General features: G+C 44.5%; 14 protein-coding genes. 6 read left to right on the top strand and 8 right to left on the bottom strand.

What is annotated here, in order from left to right; translation table 11 throughout:
- Positions 1 to 127 precede the first annotated feature (127 nt).
- Both BLU80_RS08120 and BLU80_RS08115 read left to right on the top strand, forming a co-directional pair.
- A complete protein-coding gene (locus BLU80_RS08120; RefSeq protein ID WP_091396361.1) occupies positions 128 to 1,138 on the top strand; it encodes an IS30 family transposase in 1,011 nt (336 codons plus the stop codon).
- Positions 1,139 to 1,155: 17 nt separating this feature from the next.
- Positions 1,156 to 1,419, top strand: a complete 264-nt coding sequence (locus tag BLU80_RS08115; RefSeq protein WP_091396357.1) for a hypothetical protein — start codon at positions 1,156 to 1,158, stop codon at positions 1,417 to 1,419.
- Positions 1,420 to 1,907: 488 nt separating this feature from the next.
- Here BLU80_RS08115 and BLU80_RS08110 read toward each other — a convergent pair whose 3' ends face one another.
- From BLU80_RS08110 to rsfS, 6 genes are all read right to left on the bottom strand, one after another.
- A complete protein-coding gene (locus tag BLU80_RS08110) occupies positions 1,908 to 2,996 on the bottom strand; it encodes a mechanosensitive ion channel family protein (protein WP_091396353.1) in 1,089 nt (362 codons plus the stop codon).
- Positions 2,997 to 3,067: 71 nt separating this feature from the next.
- Positions 3,068 to 4,087 (bottom strand): hypothetical protein, encoded by a 1,020-nt coding sequence (locus BLU80_RS08105; protein WP_091396348.1) that lies wholly within the window; start codon positions 4,085 to 4,087, stop codon positions 3,068 to 3,070.
- Positions 4,075 to 4,887 carry a UDP-2,3-diacylglucosamine diphosphatase gene (locus tag BLU80_RS08100; protein ID WP_091396343.1) on the bottom strand — a complete coding sequence of 271 codons (813 nt, stop codon included), beginning with the start codon at positions 4,885 to 4,887 and terminating at the stop codon, positions 4,075 to 4,077. Before BLU80_RS08100 ends, BLU80_RS08105 begins: the two co-directional genes overlap by 13 nt.
- 16 nt (positions 4,888 to 4,903) lie before the next feature.
- Positions 4,904 to 5,548 carry a LutC/YkgG family protein gene (locus BLU80_RS08095; RefSeq protein WP_091396340.1) on the bottom strand — a complete coding sequence of 215 codons (645 nt, stop codon included), beginning with the start codon at positions 5,546 to 5,548 and terminating at the stop codon, positions 4,904 to 4,906.
- A 146-nt stretch (positions 5,549 to 5,694) separates the two neighbouring features.
- Entirely contained in the window at positions 5,695 to 7,797 is a 2,103-nt protein-coding gene (ftsH, locus tag BLU80_RS08090) for an ATP-dependent zinc metalloprotease FtsH (protein WP_091396335.1), read from the bottom strand.
- A 72-nt stretch (positions 7,798 to 7,869) separates the two neighbouring features.
- Positions 7,870 to 8,268, bottom strand: a complete 399-nt coding sequence (gene rsfS / locus BLU80_RS08085; protein WP_244518816.1) for a ribosome silencing factor — start codon at positions 8,266 to 8,268, stop codon at positions 7,870 to 7,872.
- A 152-nt stretch (positions 8,269 to 8,420) separates the two neighbouring features.
- Here rsfS and BLU80_RS08080 point away from each other — a divergent pair, with 152 nt between their 5' ends.
- The 3 genes from BLU80_RS08080 to BLU80_RS08070 are packed head-to-tail and all read left to right on the top strand — an operon-like array spanning position 8,421 to position 11,118.
- Positions 8,421 to 9,185 carry a biotin--[acetyl-CoA-carboxylase] ligase gene (locus tag BLU80_RS08080; RefSeq protein ID WP_091396325.1) on the top strand — a complete coding sequence of 255 codons (765 nt, stop codon included), beginning with the start codon at positions 8,421 to 8,423 and terminating at the stop codon, positions 9,183 to 9,185.
- A gap of 60 nt (positions 9,186 to 9,245) precedes the next feature.
- Positions 9,246 to 9,887: an MBL fold metallo-hydrolase gene (locus BLU80_RS08075; protein ID WP_091396318.1), complete on the top strand. Its 642-nt coding sequence runs from the start codon at positions 9,246 to 9,248 to the stop codon at positions 9,885 to 9,887.
- Between the two features lie 55 nt (positions 9,888 to 9,942).
- A complete protein-coding gene (locus BLU80_RS08070) occupies positions 9,943 to 11,118 on the top strand; it encodes a TlpA disulfide reductase family protein (RefSeq protein ID WP_170831179.1) in 1,176 nt (391 codons plus the stop codon).
- 296 nt (positions 11,119 to 11,414) lie between these two features.
- On the opposite strand, the gene BLU80_RS08065 is transcribed toward BLU80_RS08070, so the two are convergent.
- Together BLU80_RS08065 and BLU80_RS08060 are read right to left on the bottom strand one after the other, a co-directional pair.
- Positions 11,415 to 11,870, bottom strand: coding sequence for an FKBP-type peptidyl-prolyl cis-trans isomerase (locus BLU80_RS08065; RefSeq protein WP_091396314.1), 456 nt, complete (start codon positions 11,868 to 11,870; stop codon positions 11,415 to 11,417).
- 185 nt (positions 11,871 to 12,055) lie between these two features.
- Complete coding sequence (locus tag BLU80_RS08060) at positions 12,056 to 13,222, bottom strand: RluA family pseudouridine synthase (protein WP_244518814.1); 1,167 nt, start codon at positions 13,220 to 13,222, stop codon at positions 12,056 to 12,058.
- 210 nt (positions 13,223 to 13,432) lie between these two features.
- Here BLU80_RS08060 and BLU80_RS08055 point away from each other — a divergent pair, with 210 nt between their 5' ends.
- A complete protein-coding gene (locus BLU80_RS08055) occupies positions 13,433 to 14,512 on the top strand; it encodes an NADH:flavin oxidoreductase/NADH oxidase (RefSeq protein ID WP_091396308.1) in 1,080 nt (359 codons plus the stop codon).

The following is a 14,512-nucleotide window of genomic DNA, read 5'->3' as shown; positions in this document are numbered from 1 at the left end:
CGCAAGTTCAAATGATAAGTGCAACAGGGTTGTTACCCGCCCGGGGTGAAGTGTAGCGGAGGCGTAGCCGAAGCTGAATGGAACCCCGGGCGGGTAGAGCCGAAAAAATTACCTTTGTTATTACGACATGACAAAGAAATACAATCAGCTCTCCCTAGAGCAAAGATACACAATTGCCGCGTTGCATGAGCAAGGATATTTGCAGTCTAAGATAGCGGACATTATTGGGGTTCATAAGAGCACCATTAGTAGAGAATTGAAGAGAAATATGCCTCAGAGAGGTATTGGAGCAAAAGTGTATAATGCAGAGAAAGCAGAGCACAAAACGAGGGAGCGGCATCGACTCAAACCTAAGCGTCATAAATTTACTTTAGATTTGAAGCTCCAATTGAAAACCTGGATGGTAGACCGGCGATACAGTCCTGAACTGGCATCAGCCCAGTGGAAAAAGGAGGGTGTGTCAGGTGTTAGCCATGAAACTATTTACCAATTTATCTGGCAGTGTAAGCACACAAATAAGGCTGAAGATAGGCCTTTTAAAGACCTGCATAAACAGCTGAAACATGGGCATAGAAGAAGGAAGCGGGGAAACTACAAGCATACCAGAGACAGGATTCCTAATCGGGTACCTATTGAAAAACGCCCTAAGATTGTTGAAAAACGAATTAGATTTGGAGATATAGAGGTTGATCTGGTGATGGGTAAGGGGCATAAATCAGCTCTATTAGTTACTGTGGACAGGGCAACATTAAAAACCACTATAGACAAGTTGACAGGGAAAGATGCAAACAAAATCACCAAAAAACTCATCAAAAGAATGAAAAGATATCCGCCAATAAAAACAATGACTTTTGACAATGATCTGGCGTTTTCCCAACATGAGGAGATTGCAAAAGCATTAAATGTAAAGACATATTTTACGAGGCCATATACCTCTCAGGACAAGGGGACAATTGAAAACAGAAACGGCGTAATCAGACTATTTTTTCCGAAGAAAACTGACTTTAATAAAATTGATAACAGGGAAATAAAAAGGGTCGAGAAGGAAATCAACAATAGACCAATTAGAAAATTTGGTTATGATACTGCAAATGAAGTATTTTTACGCTTCGAAGGTAGCGTTGCGCTTATTGCTTGAACACAGGAATAGTAAATATGTCAAAAAAGCAGAAAGAAGATTACGAACTTAGCCTCAAACGGTTAGCTGATGATTATGCCACCAATAAAACATCACGTGAAGAAGGTGAAGCAATCGGAGAAGCAAGAGGGAGAGAAAAAGAAAGAATTGAATTGACAACCGAATGGATAAAATCCCTTTTAGAGATGACCCAATTATCCGTTGCGGAAATCGCTAAGGTAGTGTCTGTTGACGAATCCTTTGTCCTGGCCATCCAAAATGAGCAGCACAAAGAAATCTAATAGGTAGCCCAAAATGGAGCTTTGACGCTTCGCATGGGTATTTCTTAAAACGGCAATATTCTTTTATGAAACGCATTGCAATAACCGTTATGCTCCAAGTCATCCTTCGATGAAAGCCAATCATCCGTTGAATATCTACATTAATTGAAATAATCGACAGGGCACTAAAAAGCATGAATAAGGAGTCCATCCCAAAAATGGACTCGTATTATAGAAATGCCGTATTTTTGAGCTTTCCATACAAAGCGTCATAGCACCCATAGTACTTACTCACCTAAAAAATCAAGGTGGTTAAAACAGCATGTTTTTTTTATTATTTTATCAATGCGCTTAATAGATATATAGGCTATACTTAGGGCCTGGGATCCAGCAATAGATGAGACAATCAGAAGAGCCATCAACAGCCGCCGGCAGGGGGGCAGATTGTCCTTTTAAAAAGGGGGTGCTGATTTTTTATAACAAGAAAATTTCTTTCAGGCTGTTCGGCTCTACTTATTTAAATCCGCCATCAATACTACCTGCTGTAATTGCAGTTGTTCCATTTTTGAGATTACCGACAAATTAATCTTTTCATTCAACTTATAAAAATCCGCGCTCGTCATACTAATGGATACAAAATATTCCATATAGATGATATGGCCCTGGTTACCGGTATTTTTCAAATAGACAGTATTGGAAGTGATGGTATTGCCTTGTTCTTTTAAAATGTCTTTAATGGCTTTCACAAAAGCCTCCAACTGATCCGCCTGACTTCCCGGAATTAACCTGATCTCCTGACGGAACCTTCTAAATGTCTGGTTACTGACATTCTCCAGCTTATTGCCGGTAAGGTCCCTGTTGGGAACGCTGACCAGCGTTTTATTATCCGTTCTCAGCACCGTTCTTCGAAGGCCTATTCTTTCCACATTGCCACTGACGCCACTTACCGTAATATAATCCCCGAGTAAAAAGGGCTTATCCAGTAGTATTATAATTGAGCAGATAATATTCTCTACCGTGTCTTTGGCTGCCAGTGCCAATGCTGCAGTGACCAGACCAATACTGGTAGCAAAGGATGCCGCCGTGATATTAAACAGCGTCTTTACAATCACCAGAATACATAAGGCGGCCAAAACTGCCCGGATTAAATCAGAAAGTAAAGATGCGAGCTGAATCAGCGATCGGTCCGCTTTTCTGGTCGCAGACCTTTTAAAAACTGTAGCGATCATATACACCACACCGATCAGCATATTAAAAAATAGAAATATAACAAAGGATAATGCCAGTTTCTGAACCAGATGACTAAAAGGCATTTTGAAAACCATAAAATCCAGCACTTTTGGGAATACCAGGTTATTCAAGGCAATCACGGCTATAAGCCAGAATAAAAACCGACTCAGTGGCCTGACCAAACGATCGTTGATGGTTTCTTTAAAGTTCGCATGGTCTACCTTGGTCAGATACTTTACGCTAAACCAGGCGACGAGCCTGGAAATGCCATGCGCGAATAAAACCATAAATACAATAATACCCAGTGCAATCAGCCACTGTTCTATCTTGTTGCTTAAGACTACCTGTTGTAAGAAATTCTCCGCCATAAGTTAAACCTGATTAGATAAATATTATTGAAGATTTAAGATCGATCCCCCCTTAACAGTCCCCGCCCCGATTACTTATTGACTGCTAAAGGTATTTTTCCAAGTCCATTATTCGTTAATACCAGCATTTCTGCAGACCGGCCTAAATACTGTGTCTGACGAACCTGGATAGCTGAAGCTGAGTTGCCAGAAGGAACATCAACGCCATAAGATCCGTCTTTGAAAATCTGCTGCTCTATCGGGACAGCTTCTAATTGACGCGGGTCCGAGTTAAGCATCCAGAGATAAGCCTGTCCGCCTTTTTCTTTTCTACCCGTTAAGATGCCTTCCGTAACACTTATATCCTTTAATCCTTTCTCCGGTATTTTTTGATTTAGGGCGCCATAATAGTCAAAGATATACCAACCGTAGCTAGGATCATAGGCATACAAAAGACCATCTCTGTCCAGTAGTTTGACGGGATTTACACCGTCATCAAATACCTGTCTTAAATCATTACTGGCAAAGGTTACTTTTCCCTGCCCGTTTATTTTTTTAATCTTGGCGTCTTGTTTATCATAGACCCAGAACTGGTTATCATAACTGCTAGCGATCGTCTCGGCCTCCCATATACCTGCATTTCTTAGATCAATGGTATTTACCGGGCTTAAAAAACGATCCAGCACGACGATGGTCGCATAGTCCCTGTAATAGACCGCAATTTTCAAAGGGTTGGTCACATCCAGTTCACTGATAGCCCCATAACTGCTGACATTATCATAATGGTTGACTAATTCCCCTGCCTTATTATACTGCGTGATCTTACTGCCCTGTTCACTGATTAAAAATAAATTACCCAGCTTGTCCAGTTCAAAATGCCGAAAATCACCCTGAATATTTAATCCTGCCGGAAAACCAGATATAAGGGTCTCGTCATTTCTTTGACTACCCGTTTGCGCCCAAGCAGCAACGTTTATAAAAAGCAGTATCATGCAAGCAGCCATAGCAATAGCTGTATAGGCACATTTTAAGGTGCTTAAACGCCGGGGAAGCCTAAGCTCTTGTACCGCAAGACCTGGCTCCTTTTTGCCATATGTGATTATATATCCCATTTATGCAACTGCATTTTAGTGCCGTCAAAACTGGCATAAGTAAAATTAGTAATCCAGTCCCCTAAATTGATATACTGACTACCTCCTGGTTGTTGTCCTTCACTTGCTGTCAAATCCAGCTGAATGGGATAATGCCTGTGTCCATAGACAAAATAGTCAAAATGCGTCCTTCGCAAAATATCCCTGGAGTGAATCACCAGCCACTCCTGCTGTTCCCCCATCCAGGTATCATCTGCCGTACCGGTCTTAGCTCTGCTTTTACGACTGAAGTAATTAGCCAGGCCGATACCCCAGTCCGGGTGCAATTTGCCAAAGAGCCAGTTACAGCATTTACTTCTGAAGATCTTCTTTAAAAACTTATATCCTTTATCTCCGGGGCCTAACCCGTCTCCATGAGCAACATAAAAACTTTTATCTCCCGACCGGAAGGTCTGCTCCTGGAAATACACCTGTATGCCTAATTCTTTTTCAAAATAATTGTTCATCCACATATCATGGTTGCCCACAAAAAAGTGAATACGCGTGCCGTGATCTGCAATAGCTGCCAGCCTTCCCAGCAGACGCACATAGTTTTTAGGCACGACCTGCTTGTATTCGTACCAGAAATCAAACATATCTCCCAGAATAAATAACTCAGCCGTCCGGCCTTCAATGCTATCCAGAAATTGCAGGATCTTTTTTTCCCGGATCAGACTGGCTTCATAATCCGGTGCTCCCAGATGAAAATCGGACAGAAAATAAATCTGCTTATCCGGGCTGGCGGTCTGTAAAAGGATGGGCTGAGTGGCTGTATCTGTCATAATGATTTTAGTCAAATTATAATTGATCCTCCACTACAAAGCAATAAACTTCTCCAGGTCCGTGTATACCTACCACCAGGGTCTTTTCAATATCTGCTGTTCGGCTGGGACCGGTAGCCAGCGTAATGAGTGAAGGCATATTTTTTTGTCCCTGCTGAATAAAAGTCAGGCCTTCCTCAATATCATAGACCAGCTGACTGGTAAAGGCAATACAGATATGAATGGGGGTATAAACACTGGTTGTTCTGCCACTGGTCTGACGGCTACTCATCATAATGCTGCCTGTCCTGGCAATCAGTTTTTCACAACCGGTAATGGCGACCGGCGCTGCTGCCTGCGGACTGAACTCCAGCCCCCTGAAATCATGCTTCTGCAATAAATCAATCAGGGCTGTTTCCCGGCAAAAAATCCGGGGCCAGTTTCTGTGCTGCTGCAAACCGGAGATTTTTGCCACCAGTTCCGCCTCATCCACACAGTAGATGAACTGCCCCTGTACGGCAGAAAAATTCTCTGCAAACAGTACGGTGAGTTCTTCGGTTTTAGGCTGTATCACTTGTTGTCTGCCCATGCTCTGTTTCTCAGGGAAAGGCATGGGTGTGCTCTGGGAAAGTGATTTTTTAATCCGGTTTAATATCTGTTCCTTGGCCGTTAAGGTTTTCATGTTCGGGATATCTCTGTTTTTCTGTATTAAAGGTACGGCAGTAATGGGAAAATGCCTACCTACACAGCTCAAAACTGGTCAGATAGGCATTTTCTCTTATGCTTGTATGTATTGCCTCAATCGATCTCTGTTCAGCACCTTAAAGATCAGGCGATACTGCTTTTATTTTGCTGTTCTTCGCTGGAAGCAGAAGGCACTTGCTTGATAGAACCGTCATACGGTGGTACGCCTTCGCTAAGGCCCGCTGGTTGCGGATCCTCTTCCACCGGTTCATCGTCATGCGGACGTTTACCGATTAAGGCTTCTACATCACTTTTGAACAATACTTCTTTTTCCAGCAGTGCTTTAGCCAGTTTTTCCACTTCTTCCTTACGTTCCGTCAGCAAGGCCAAAGTACGCTTATAAGCATTTTCAACCAGCTCTCTTGCCTGCTCGTCAATCAGTTTACCCGTCTCTTCACTAAAAGGCTTGGTGAACTGATTTTCCTGCTGCGGATCATAATAGCTCAGATTCCCCACTTTCTCATTCATACCATACACGGTAATCATGGAATAAGCGGTACGGGTAACCTGCTGCAGGTCATTGGAGGCTCCGGTGGAGATTTTACCAAAGAAAATCTGTTCTGAGGCGCGACCACCCAGCGTCATGCAAATCTGATCCAGTAACTGATCCGTATTATAGAGATACTGCTCTTTGGGCGTATACTGTGCATAACCCAGGGCAGCGGTTCCTCTTGGAACAATCGTCACTTTTAATAAAGGATAGGCATGTTCCAAAAACCATCCGCAGATGGCGTGTCCTGCCTCATGATAAGCGATGATTTCTTTTTCATGCGGAGCGATGATCTTATTTTTCTTTTCCAGTCCGCCAATGACTCTGTCAATAGCATCATTGAAATCAGCCATATCCACACCGTCTTTACCTTTTCTGGCAGCGATCAGCGCTGCTTCGTTACAGATATTGGCGATGTCTGCACCGGCAAAGCCCGGTGTCTGTTCTGCCAGTTTATGAATATCCAGAGACTGGGATACTTTAATGGGTTTTAAATGCACACGGAAGATATCTTCTCTTCCTTTTACATCCGGACGGTCAATAGAGATCTGACGATCAAAACGACCCGGGCGCAGTAATGCACTATCCAGCACATCCGGTCTGTTGGTGGCAGCCAGGATAATAATACCGCTGTCTCCTCCAAACCCATCCATTTCCACCAGGAGCTGATTTAAGGTATTTTCCCTTTCATCATTACTCATCATGGCATTTTTACCTCTTGCACGGCCGATGGCATCAATTTCATCTATAAAGATGATACAAGGCGCTTTTTCTCTGGCCTGTTTAAAGAGGTCGCGAACACGGCTGGCCCCTACCCCTACAAACATCTCCACAAAGTCAGAGCCTGACATGGAGAAAAACGGTACCTGCGCCTCACCGGCCATCGCTTTAGCCAGCAGGGTCTTACCCGTACCGGGAGGACCTACCAGCAGCGCTCCTTTAGGGATCTTACCCCCCAGATTGGTATATTTCTTCGGACTTTTAAGGAAGTCCACAATTTCCATTACTTCTACCTTGGCCTCATCCAGGCCCGCCACATCTTTGAAAGTGATATCCATTTTGGAACCTTTCTCAAACAACTGCGCCTTGGATTTACCTACCGAGAAGATGCCGCCGCCACCGCCGGCGCCGCCACCCATACCGCCACTCATCTTACGCATCATAAGAATCCAGATCAGCGCCAGGCCGACCAGCGTAATCAACGTACTGAATATCGGACTGCTCCAGAAATTGGTATCGCTTACAACACCTATATCCGGTTGCTTAATCTGCGGATTGGCCGCCAGAAAATCATTGAGTTGCGTCTGGAAACTTTTAAGGTCTACTACCCGGAACTGAAACAGCGGTTCACCGGCGTAATTATCCAGATTGACCAGGCGGTTTTTAAAGGTCTGTTTGTAAAATGGTTTACCCAAGCTGTCTTTATTGATATAGACCCGGACATAGCTTTCCGCATTGTCGACCAGTTCGAGTTTGGTAACATCGCCTTGTGCCAGTAAGTCTTGTGTAAAGACCGGTTGTGTGATGGTTACTCTATCGGGACTCTGTTTAGCAAAATAGCTATACCCGATAATAGCAATAACAATCAAACCATATATCCAGTAAATACTTGGACCTTTTGAAGGTTTACGGCCATTGTTTGACCCGAGGCCTCCGCCTAGGTTTGGTATTCTTCTTTTGTCGTTGTTTTGTGCCATAAATGATTGAAATCCTGCAAACCTTATTGCAGTTGTTTATGTAATTGCTCGATTATTAACATTTGAGGTGGGTCAGGATTCATATTTCTGTTCCGGCGCATCACACCAGAGCTCCTCCAGGCTATACAGCCTTCTGGTCTCCGGCAACATCACGTGTGCCACAACATTTACAAAATCAACCAGTACCCAGTTCAGCGAACCTTTACCTTCCGCATGGAAGGCGTTTTCACCTAAGTTTTCTTTTACTTCTTTTTCTATATAGTCTCCGATGGCTTTTACCTGTGTAGTGCTGTCCGCCTCACAAATGATAAAGAAATCAGCTACTGCTTCCGGTATATTTCTCAAATCCAGAGAAAGGATATTCGCACCTTTTTTGGCCTGTATGGCTGCAATGATCGTTTTGATCAGTTTAGCATTTTTTGCCAGCCTGGTCACCTTTGCCGGAGTTTCCTTTGTCGCTTTTGTCGTCAATATTAAAATTAGATTAATTTAAAAATAGCTTAATTTGGATAAACATTGCTGTCCAGCCAGAATTTTAACTTTTACTAGTTCCCTGAAATCGGGGCTGATTGACCTATCTTCGCAAAAGTAGTAATTCTTTTCGCTAATTTCACTGAAATTCCATGATTGGTAATCCCTTAACGATTCTGGACGAAGTAGAGAGTTCCAACAACTATGCCACCACCCTGGCCTTGCAAGGATTGGCAAAACACGGCCATGCCATCCTCGCCAGGTTTCAGTCCAGGGGAAAAGGACAAAGAGGGCGTAGCTGGCAGGGTGCCCCGGGCCAGAACATAGCCCTGTCGGTCATTTTGGACATGAAAGGCGTTGCTCTCACCCGGAATTTTGAACTCAGCATGGCCATCGCCCTCGGCGTTTTTGATTTTTTCAGCCATTACGGCGGTGAAAAAACCAGGATAAAATGGCCGAATGATATTTACTGGTCGGACAGAAAGGCAGTCGGCATATTAATTGAAAATAATATAAAAGGGAAAAATTGGCAGTGGGCCGTCGCCGGAATGGGCATTAATATGAACCAGACCCAGTTTAGCGACCAGATGGCGGGCAAGGCAGTTTCTCTTAGACAGATCACCGGCAAATCTTATGACATTGAGGACAGCAGCCGGGAGCTGTGCACCTTTCTGGAAAAACGCTATCAGCAGTTCCTTGAGGACGCCGGCACTTTGCTCTCGGATTACAACCAGGTTCTATATGCTAAAAATCAAACGGTTCCCATTCGCTATCAGGGCGTTGCGACGCAGGCGCCTCAGGACCTTGAGGTCGTCATTGAAGCCGTAGACGCCCAGGGCCGGCTCTGGATCACAGGCGCTCCGGTTCCCTATTTTCAGTTCGGAGAAATCCAGTGGCTCATTGAACCGGGAAAATAAAACTCTGACAAAGCAGCTCCATCCTAATCTCTTACATAAAACCATCATTAATTCATCTGTATGTTTACTATAGAAATCTTCACCTTTAATCCTTTTCAGGAGAATACCTATGTCCTTTACAACGAAAAGGGCAATGCCCTTATTTTTGACCCGGGAACCTTCTTCCCGGCAGAAACCCAGACCTTAAAGGATTTTATCTTAAGAAGGGGCATTAAGCCGGTAGCCCTCATCAATACCCACTGCCATCTGGATCATGTATTTGGCAATAAATGGCTGGCTGAAGCCTATCAGCTTACCCCCCAGATTCATCCGCTGGAAAAGCAACTACATGACAAAAGCGAAGAAGTAGGCAGTAAGTACGGTCTGGAATTCGCAGCGTATAAAGGCGATTTTACTTTTATTGAGCCGGGAGACATGATAAAACTGGACAGTGACGAGCTGGAAGTAATCCTGGTGCCGGGACACAGCCCCGGATCACTGGCCTTTTATTGCAGCGCCCAGCAATTTGTGATCAGCGGTGATGCCTTATTTTTAGAGAGTATCGGCAGAACGGATCTGCCGGGAGGCAATCACGAGCAACTTTTACATAGCATTAAGGAAAAATTATTCAATTTGCCGCCTGAAACCGTTGTGTATCCGGGACATGGCCCCAAAACCTCCATTGCCCATGAAAGGGCTGGTAATCCCTTTGTACAACCCTGATATGTAAAAAACAGTATCTATTTTTAAACCCAAGTCTATATAATATTAAATAGTTATGCATTATAAAAATTTCATCTTTATCTGCAGTGTCTTTTGTCTGATTTGTCTGGTCAGCTGTGCCCAGGGCACCGGCTCCGGAAATGTTCAGGGCGGAGACTTTACCGTGCAGGGTAAAATCACACATGCCAAGTCAAAGAAGGTTTTTCTAAAACAGATCAATTTTGCGACCGGCTCACCTATAATACTGGACTCAGTTGATATCATAAAAGACAGTACCTATAGCTTTAAAACTTCCAAAATTAAAGGGCAGCATCTATTTGTCATTCAGCCGGAAGCCGGCTACCCGTTCCTGTTTATCAATGATGCCAGTTCAGCAACCCTGAATATTAATGGCGATCATCCCATGACTCCAGAGATCAAGGGTTCGGAAGGTACGACGGGCCTTTACCAGTTCCTGGCCACCTACAGAACGGATGATTCCTCTATCGTAGAGACTTTCAGAGCGCTGGACTCCATTCACAAAATAGCGACCCCCACCATTAAGGATGATTCCGTAAGAGACGTACTGGGCACCCAAAGAGATCAGCGAATCGTACAAATGAACAAGGACATTCAGCATTATGTCGAGAAAACGCCTTCTCCTATTGCGGCCTTCTATGTCCTGAAATTGATGGCTCCCCGCTCCATTCAACCCGAAGACCTTTTACCCATTACCCAAAAGGCAAGTGAAAGATTCCCGGAAGACGGTTCCCTGGCGGGCCTTGCCAGTCAGTTAAAAGTTAGCCTTGCCTCCAGTAATCCGAATAATTATCCGCTGATGGGGCAAAGTGCGCCGGATCTGAGCATGAAAAGCCCGGACGGCCAGGATATCAAAATCAGTGATTTTAAAGGAAAATATCTGTTAGTGGACTTTTGGGCCAGCTGGTGCGGCCCCTGCCGCGCAGAAAACCCAAATGTGGTGAAAGCTTACAACAGGTTTAAAGACAAGAACTTTACCATCCTGGGCGTTTCTCTGGATAAGGATAAAGATGCATGGACTAAGGCGATCATGCACGATAAGCTGACCTGGAACCACATGAGTGATCTTAAATACTGGAATAGTGCAGCCGTGAGTGCTTATCAATTTGAAGGCATTCCCTTTAATGTACTGATTGATCCAACCGGTAAAATCATTGCCCAGAACTTAAGGGGCGATGATCTGGAAAACAAACTGGCCGAGGTCTTAAAATAGATCCCAATTGCTGAAGCAGGGTCCTTATGACAGGAATATGATGTCTATCATAAGGACCCTGCTTCATTTTTAGGAGAAATCCATAACTGAACCATCCATTGTTCCAATGAATAAGCTGCCTTGCCCTGAATAAGGGTCTATTTTTCCCTCCGTGCCTCCTAGAAAAAACAAACCTACAAATCAAAATATAAATTCAAAATATGACGATGACCCTGGCATTTCTAGGCATAAAAATACCCTTGTTATTTGGACAAGGGTATTTTATTGAAATGCTTAAGTGCTAAACCTTAAGATTATTAAGGCATAATGATAGAGGACTTACCTGGAACGATATCCACCAGTTCAATATCAAAAATCAAATCTTTCCCTGCCAGCGGATGATTGGCATCCAGTACAACAGAATCTTCCTTCACTTCTTTAATGATGACCTGGAAAGTCTGTCCCTGATCGTTACTCATCTGAAGCGGCATACCCACTTCAGGGGTTAAATCCTGAGGAAACTGACTTTTAGGAAACTCAACAATCTGATCTTCAGACACCTGGCCATAAGCCTGGGCTGCAGGAATATTAACAGTTTTCTTTTCTCCTATTTGTAATCCGGTTACCCCTTCGTCAAAGCCAGGGATCACCTGTCCACTTCCAACTTCGAATTCCAGCGGTGCACGGCCTTCACTACTATCAAAAGTGGTTCCGTCGGTTAGCTTTCCGTGATAATGTACTTTTACTTTATCACCTTTTTTTGCTGTTTGCATACTGATAATTTTTTAAGATAAGAGTGCAATGTAAAATTTAATTGGCAAACCATGACGTTCTGACTCTTAAAATTTATAATTCTATAACCTGACAACGAGGATTTTCACCCCTTATTAGGCCATTCCGGGATTAACACTTAAATATAATATTACCTATTTATATATAATCTCATTAATAACCACAACTAATCTTCTGTCAGGGGGCGATGCTGAATATATCTGGTCCATTTATCTATTAAGCCCTCCATGTCCGCTGGCAGCGGGGAATCAAAAAACATACGCTCATTCGTTACCGGATGCGTAAACCCCAGGGTTTTGGCATGCAAGGCACAGCGAGGACATAACTCAAAACAATTGTCCACAAACTGTTTATATTTGGTATAAATGGTCCCTTTCAGAATTCTATCTCCTCCGTATTCATGATCATTAAATAAGGTGTGACCAATGGACTTCATATGGACACGGATCTGATGCGTTCGGCCTGTTTCCAAAATACATTCCACCACGCTTACATAATTAAGACGCTGTAAGACTTTGTAGTGGGTGATGGCATGCTTGCCTTTATCGCCATCCGGATAGGTGGTAAACATCTTACGAAACCGCTCATGGCGGGCAATATGCGCATTAATGGTTCCTTCCTCCTCCTTAAGATCTCCCCAGACAACGGCCTCGTATTTTCTGGTTACCGTATGTTCAAAAAACTGCTTGGCTAGATGAGAAGCTGCCTCCGCCGTCTTAGCCAGCACAATAAGCCCTGTAGTGTTCTTATCAATACGGTGGACGAGTCCAAACCTGGGCAGGGTATCATCATTGATTTCGGGGTTTTGCTGTAATAAATGATAGGCCACCCCATTGAGTAAGGTTCCGGTATAATTACCTACGCCCGGATGGACGACCATACCTGGAACTTTATTAATTACCATCACGGCATCATCCTCGTATACAATATCCAGATCCATTTGCTCCGGCTTAATTTCTGAATATTCGGGATTGGAATAATGCAACCAGACGACCTCATCTCCCGGTCTGACCTTATAATTACTTTTGACGGTTTTACCATTCACCGTCAGAAATCCTGCATCAATTCCTTTTTGAACTTTGCTGCGGGTAGCATATTCAATACGGGCCTGCATCCATTTATCAATACGCAGGGGCTGCTGTCCCCCATCGATAATATAGACCTTTTTCTCATAGAGTGCCTCTAATTCCTGGTCTGTGTCCTGTTGATCATCTGCACTGCTTTGCAGTTGATCAGTAGAACTGTTATCACTTAAAGGCATGGAGGCAACCTCTTTAGATGGCCCGGATGCTTTCTGACTGGGGTCTTTACCGGATAAATGGGATGTTATCATGGGGCAAAGATAGCTCAAAGCAGCCTTTTGGAAAATCAAGACAGCAAGTTTACCTAAAGAAAGTCTATTTTTTCTAAGGCACCCGCTTACCCTGAAATTTTAGCTTTTTATCCGACAGGGAGCCGTTGTAAAGTTATAATTTTGAATTTCCCCTGTTGGACGAAAGGGAGCCACAACAAATTCATCATCGTAACAATAATTTTATAAGTCATGTCATTGCTATTTACACCACTTCCTTTACAACACCTGACACTTAAGAACCGGCTGGTCGTCGCAGCGATGTGCCAGTATAGTTCCATAGACGGCTTCGCCAGTGACTGGCACCTGGTCCATTTAGGTACCCGGGCTGTGGGTGGCGCAAGCCTGGTGATCACGGAGGCTGCCGCGGTAACGCCGGAGGGCAGAATCTCTCCGGAGGATCTGGGTATCTGGAAAGATGAGCATATTGTAAAACTTAGACAGATTACTGATTTTATTCATACGCAGGGAGCGCTTGCGGGTATCCAGCTGGCGCATGCCGGCAGGAAGGCCAGCACAATGGCACCCTGGAAAGGCAGAACGCAATTAACCCCTTCCACGGGTGGCTGGAACACGCTGGCACCTTCCGCCCTTGCTTTCAACCCTTTGGATGAACCGCCTGTCGCACTCACCATTCAGCAGATTGAAAGCCTGATTGAAGCATTTGCGGACGGCGCCAGACGTGCGGTAGAAGCAGGATTTGATGTCATTGAGATACACGGCGCACATGGTTATCTGATTCACCAGTTTTTATCTCCTTTAAGCAACCACAGAACAGATGAATACGGGGGCAGTTTTGAAAACAGAATTCGTTTTCTAAGAGAAGTTACCCATGCCGTCAAATCGCAGCTGACCGGCAGTCAAAGTCTATGGGTCAGGCTATCGGCCACTGACTGGGCAGATGAAGACGCGGGCTGGTCTATAGCCGAAACGGTCAGGCTGTCCCGCGTCCTGAAGGAACTAGGGGTGGAACTCATCGACACCTCTACCGGTGGCCTGATCCCGGGCGTCCGGATTCCTGTGGCACCAGGGTATCAGGTCAGCTTCGCCGCAGCTGTCAGAAAAGAGGCAGGTATGCTATCGGGGGCGGTGGGCCTAATTACAGAAGCAGCACAGGCGGAAGCCATCCTTGCCGCAGGGGCTGCCGATGTCATCCTCATGGCCAGGGAACTACTCAGAAACCCGTATTTCCCACTGCAGGCCCAGATGGAACTGGACGCTGACGCGCCGTATCCCCTGCAGTATGAAAGGGCTAAACCGCACCACAGTTAA

This window comes from Arachidicoccus rhizosphaerae (assembly GCF_900107765.1).
Taxonomy (GTDB): domain Bacteria; phylum Bacteroidota; class Bacteroidia; order Chitinophagales; family Chitinophagaceae; genus Arachidicoccus; species Arachidicoccus rhizosphaerae.
This window is presented reverse-complemented; position numbering and strand designations above follow the sequence as displayed.